The sequence below is a fragment of the Cytophagia bacterium CHB2 genome (assembly GCA_030263535.1).
GTDB lineage: Bacteria > Zhuqueibacterota > Zhuqueibacteria > Zhuqueibacterales > Zhuqueibacteraceae > Coneutiohabitans.
In genome coordinates, this window is the sequence record SZPB01000401.1 from 1 (window position 1) to 5,535 (window position 5,535).

Consider the following 5,535-nt stretch of genomic DNA (forward strand, 5'->3'; position numbering starts at 1 on the left):
GGTGTTCGGCTTGAACGACAGGCCGAGAAAGGCAATCGTTTTGCCTTTGACGCCGCCTGTGATATGTTTGATCTTTTGAATCATGACGCGGCGCTGCTGTTCGTTCACTGCCACCGCAGCTTCGACGATTTGAAAGCGGTAATCATGTTGCTGCGCGATGGTCAACAAGGCGCGCGTATCTTTTGGAAAGCAGGAGCCGCCATAACCGGGGCCGGGATGCAGAAATTTCGCGCCGATGCGATTGTCCAGGCCCATGCCCTTGGCAACATCATGCACGTCTGCGCCCACCCGTTCGCAAACGTTCGCCACTTCGTTGATGAAGCTGATCTTGGTGGCCAGGAACGCATTGGCGGCATACTTGGTCAATTCGGCGCTCGCGAGGTTCGTCATGACAATCGGCGTTTCGATCAAATACAGCGGCGAGTACAAATCTTTCATAATCGCCATGGCTTCGCTGTCTTCTGCGCCGATGACAACGCGATTCGGCCGCATGAAATCTTCGATGGCCGAGCCTTCACGCAAAAACTCGGGATTTGAAACAACGGAAAAATGTATTGGTGCAGGCTGATTCTCCTGGATGATCTTTTTGATCAATTTGCCGGCGCCCACCGGCACCGTGCTTTTGTTGACGATGACTTTATAGCCGTTCATGTAGCGCGCGATGTCTTTGGCGACGTTTTCGACATGGCGCATGTCGGCAGAACCGTCTTCGGCTTGTGGCGTGCCGACCGCAATGAAAATCACGAGCGCGTTTTCGACCGCGTGCTTCAAATCCGTGGTGAATGACAGCCGTCCGGCTTTGGCATTCTGCGCCACCAGCGTATCCAACCCCGGTTCGTAAATTGGAATCTCGCCGGCTTGCAACCGGGCAATTTTGGTTTGGTCAATATCGACGCAGACGACATCATTGCCGAATTCGGCAAAACAGGTTCCCGTGACAAGGCCGACATAGCCTGTCCCGATCATGCAAATGTGCATATCAATCCTCAAACAATATTCAAACGTAGAACAGAAACTCACCAGCAGCAAAACGGCGGCCGGCGCTTCTTCACTGGCAGACGGCAAACGCCCTCGGCTCTCGTACAGTCATGGCCAAGCCGCGGCTGAGCAATAACGAATTGCCAAGCGCGATGATCAAAATTCATTAGACCACGCTTCAACTCGCGCCGTAGCCGAACAACACGACGAACACCGTTTTTGCCATAATTTTGAAATCGAGCCACAACGACCAATTGTCAATGTACTGCATATCCATTTCCATCCACTTTTCAAAACCGATTTGATTGCGCCCGCTGACTTGCCAGATGCAGGTCAACCCGGGTTTGAGCGAAAGTCGGCGGCGTTGCCACTGTTTGTAAAGCTCGACTTCGACCGCGAGCGGCGGGCGCGGACCGACGAAGCTCATATCGCCCATCAGCACATTGAACAGTTGCGGCAGTTCATCCAGCGAAGATTTGCGCAAAATGCGTCCGATCATGGTAATGCGCGGATCGCGTTTGATTTTGAATACCGGTCCGTCCATTTCGTTCATTTTCTCCAGCTCGCGCTTTTTCATTTCGGCGTTGACGACCATCGAACGGAACTTGTACAGAGTGAACGTCCGGTTATTCATGCCGCAACGCTGCTGTTTGAAAAAAACCGGCCCGCGCGAGGTGATTTTAATTGCCAATGAAATGAGCAGGAACAGCGGCGAAAGCAGCAGAATGAGAAAAAGCGCCAAAATGACGTCGATGACGCGCTTGACGAACAACTGCCAGGCTTGCGCGCTGAAGGTTTCGAACTCAAGCAGCGGAAAGCCGCTGAAATCCGTCTGCCGCACGGTCGCGATGCGCAGGTTGTAAAGATCCATCGAAATGCTGGTGGAAATGCCCTCGCGTTCGCACGCGAGAATCGCTTCATCGATGCGATTGAGCCAGAGGCGCGGCACGACGAAAATCACGCGATCGATCACTTTGCGGTGAATGATAAATGGAATGTCCTGGATGCGCCCGAGCACGCGATAGCCCTCGATCTCCTTGCCAAACATACCGTGCTCATCGTCGATCAAACCGACGATGTTCAAACCCCAATTCGAATGCGATTTCACCGTGCGGATGAAATCGCGCGCGCGTTTGCCGGTGCCGACGATCAGCAAGTTGATGTGATTATAGCCGCGTGAATGGATATAATCCAAAAAGAGATTGAGCAGGTAACGCCCGATCAGCAGGAGAATGACGGTGTTCGCCCAAAAGATGGCAATGAAAAGACGGCTGGTCAGGAATAATTTGAACGCAAAAATCGGCGTGCCCACCATCAATAAAGTCGCCACACCCGCTAGAAAAATTTGCCAGATGCTTTTGCCCAGCGTTTTGGTGCGGAAATCCTTGTAAGCGCCGATAAACGACAGCGTGGCGATCCAGATGAGCAAGCAGAAGCCCACCAGAACGCGGTTTTTCTGGGTGAAATAAAGCAAGCCTTCAACATCGGGCGAGACGGCGAATGCCATTTCACCCAGGTTGTACGCCTCACGCAAGTAGAAGCTGACGAAATACGACGCGATGAACGCGAGTGTGATCACCGCCGCGTCAAGCATTCTGACCAAATTGCTGAGAAACGCTTGTTTCTCTCGAACCATATCGTGACCTCACCTTCCTGGGCAATGCCAATCCCATCCGTGCTCAGGAAGCGACGGGATGATTTTCCTTATACCATTCCACAAAGCGCCGCACCCCCTCTTGAATATCCACGCGAGGGCTGTAACCGATTTCGCGCTGCGCTTTTGAGATGTCTGCAAATGTAATCGGAACATCGCCGGGTTGCGGCGGCAATTGCTCAATGACGGCTTTTTTGCCCAAGTATTCCTGAATCAAATTGATCAGCGACTTCAAATCAATGGTGCGGGACTCGCCCAGGTTGTAAATGTGATAAGAATTGCAATGCGCTATTGCGGCCTCGATGCCATCGATGATATCCGCGACAAAAGTATAATCACGCTTGCTCGAACCGTCGCCGTACATCGGCACTTTCTCGCCGTTGGCAATCATCCGTGTGAATTTGTGAATCGCCATATCCGGGCGTTGGCGCGGGCCATACACCGTGAAAAAACGCAAACAACTCACGCGCAGGCCATAAAGGTGATGATAGGTGTAACACATCTGCTCGCCCGCCTTTTTGGTGGCGGCGTAAGGGCTGATGGGATGATCGACCGGATCGCTTTCGGAAAACGGCACCTTGGGGTTTTCACCATAAACCGAAGAGGACGAACCGAAAATAAATTTAGACACGCCGGTTTGGCGCGCCAGCTCGAGCAAATTCAGCGTGCCTTCCATGTTGACTTTTTCATAGAGCAGCGGTTGCGCAATCGAGGGCCGCACGCCGGCGCGGGCCGCGAGGTGAATAACGGCTTCGAACTTGTAGTCGCGGAAGAGTTTTTTCAGGCTAGCGGTATCCAAAATATCGCCTTCAAACAACGTGTAGTTCGATTGCCGCAACAGGGGCGCGACATTTCGACGCTTGATTTCCGGATCGTAGTAGTCATTGAAATTGTCCACATTCACGACCGTCTGGCCTTGCGCCAGCAATCGTTCGCTCAAGTGTGAACCGATAAAGCCTGCGCCTCCAGTCAACAAGCAGTTCATCTCACCGCCCTTAAGAGAATGAGTCCGAGATCAATATTGATAATAACTGTAGCCCTCATGCGCCAAATCCACCGTGGTGCCGTTCAGAATCACGCCGAGAATTTTGGCTTGCACGTTTTGAAACATTTCGATTTTCTTGCGCGCCACTTCGCGGTTGGTTTTGCCGGAGCGCACCACGATGACGGCGCCGTCGACTTGCGTGCCCAGCACCACGGCATCGGTTGCGGCATTCAACGGCGGCGTGTCAAAAATAATCAGATCATAGCGCCGGCGCATTTCATCAAGAAAGCGGCGCAGTTGCACCGACCCCAACATTTCCGAAGGGTTGGGAATCAGCGAGCCACAACTGATGACCGAGAGATTGGGGATATGCGTTTCGTGAATGATCTCCGAGGCGAGTACCGATCCGGTCAGATAATTGCTGAAGCCCGGCTCTTTCGGCACGGCAAAGGTGTTGTGCAAAACGCCGCGGCGCAAATCCGTGTCAATGAGCAGGGTGTTGCTCTTTTGCTGCGCCATGGTGATGCTGAGATTCGCGGCGGTAAACGATTTGCCGTCGCCCGGCGCGGTGGAAGTGATGACGAAGGTTTGAATGCGCCCGGCGGATTTGGAATACAGGATGTTCGTGCGCAACGAGCGGTACGCTTCGCCCACCGGCGTGGGGGCATAGTCGTGCGTCACCAACTGCTGGTCGATCAACTTGGCTTTTTCCTGGTCTTGAAACTCATAGTACTCGCCGAAGTTGATTTGCGGTATCGTGCCCAATACATTTAATTTCAAATTGCCTTTGATGTCATCCACCGATTTGATGGAACGATCTAGCGCTTCGAGCGCAACGACAACAAACATGCCGAGCAGCAAGCCGGCGACGCCACCGGTCGCGGCTTTCGCTTTCTTGTTGCGATTCACCGGATATTCCGGTTCGATCGCGGGGTCCAAAATCTCGATATCGGATTTATCCGAAGTCACCGCAATTTTGCCCTTTTGCAATTGCTCCTGCAGGCTTTGCAGATAATCCGATTTTTGCTTCCACTGGCGTTCCAGTCCCAACAACGTTGACTCGACATTTGGGAGGCTGCCCAATTGCCCTTCCAGCAACGCTACTTCGCGGCCCTGCCGGCTGATCTCTTGCGCCAGATTGCTGAGTTTCGTGCGGCCGGAGGATTGAATTTGAGCGTAAAGCTGGGTGATCTCATTTTCCAGGGCGATCACATCCGGGTGCCGTTCCGTTTTGCTGCGCAACTCGTCCGCCCGCCTTGATTCCAAATCACTCAAGCGCTGCCGCGCCACAACCATTGAAGCGTTGTTGTCGAAAAGCGAATGATTCGCAATCCCTTTGTAAACGTAACTAATCGCTTCACGCTCAACTCCGCTCACGCTGCTCACTTGCGTGTTGGCGGCGCGATCAAGCAGTTCTTTCAAGCCGTCGCGTTGTTGTTTTAAGACCTCGAGCTTTTTTTCTGCCTCGGAGAGCTTGGCGACGGTCACCTCGTAGCGATTTCCGCCCACATTGCCGCCCGCGCGGCGCTTGGCTTCGGTATAGCGTTGATCGATTTCATCATAATCGCGTTGCGCCTGCCGTACTTGTTCCTGCAGGGTTTCCAATTGCTTGGTATCCTCGCCGGCGCCGACGACTCTGCTTTTGTCAACATAGAGCTTCGCCAGGCTGTTTACCGTTTGCGTCACAACGTAGGGATCATTGTCTGTCAGCTTCACCGACATCAACGTTAAGCTCTGATTAAGCCCCGGCTGCACGCGCTGTTGCAGCGAGGAAACGACCTTCTTGAAAGGCGCGACGACAAAGGTTACTTTTTGTGGCAACTTTTGGGGATCGGCCAATTGAAACGAAATGCCGTTCACTGAAATGGTGTCACTTGCCGCGCGAAACACATCGCCGGTGCGCAGCGGAATTTCCACG

Annotated in this window: 4 protein-coding genes; all 4 read right to left on the reverse strand. The window is 53.1% G+C overall.

What is annotated here, in order from left to right; all coding sequences use genetic code 11:
- On the reverse strand, positions 1 to 978 hold a 978-nt coding region (locus tag FBQ85_25895; GenBank protein ID MDL1878566.1), incomplete at its 3' end, for a UDP-glucose/GDP-mannose dehydrogenase family protein.
- A 178-nt stretch (positions 979 to 1,156) separates the two neighbouring features.
- Positions 1,157 to 2,614 carry a sugar transferase gene (locus FBQ85_25900; protein MDL1878567.1) on the reverse strand — a complete coding sequence of 486 codons (1,458 nt, stop codon included), beginning with the start codon at positions 2,612 to 2,614 and terminating at the stop codon, positions 1,157 to 1,159.
- A 43-nt stretch (positions 2,615 to 2,657) separates the two neighbouring features.
- Positions 2,658 to 3,617, reverse strand: coding sequence for an NAD-dependent epimerase/dehydratase family protein (locus FBQ85_25905; GenBank protein MDL1878568.1), 960 nt, complete (start codon positions 3,615 to 3,617; stop codon positions 2,658 to 2,660).
- A 30-nt stretch (positions 3,618 to 3,647) separates the two neighbouring features.
- Positions 3,648 to 5,535 (reverse strand): polysaccharide biosynthesis tyrosine autokinase (locus tag FBQ85_25910; protein MDL1878569.1); only part of this gene is annotated, 1,888 nt, incomplete at its 5' end.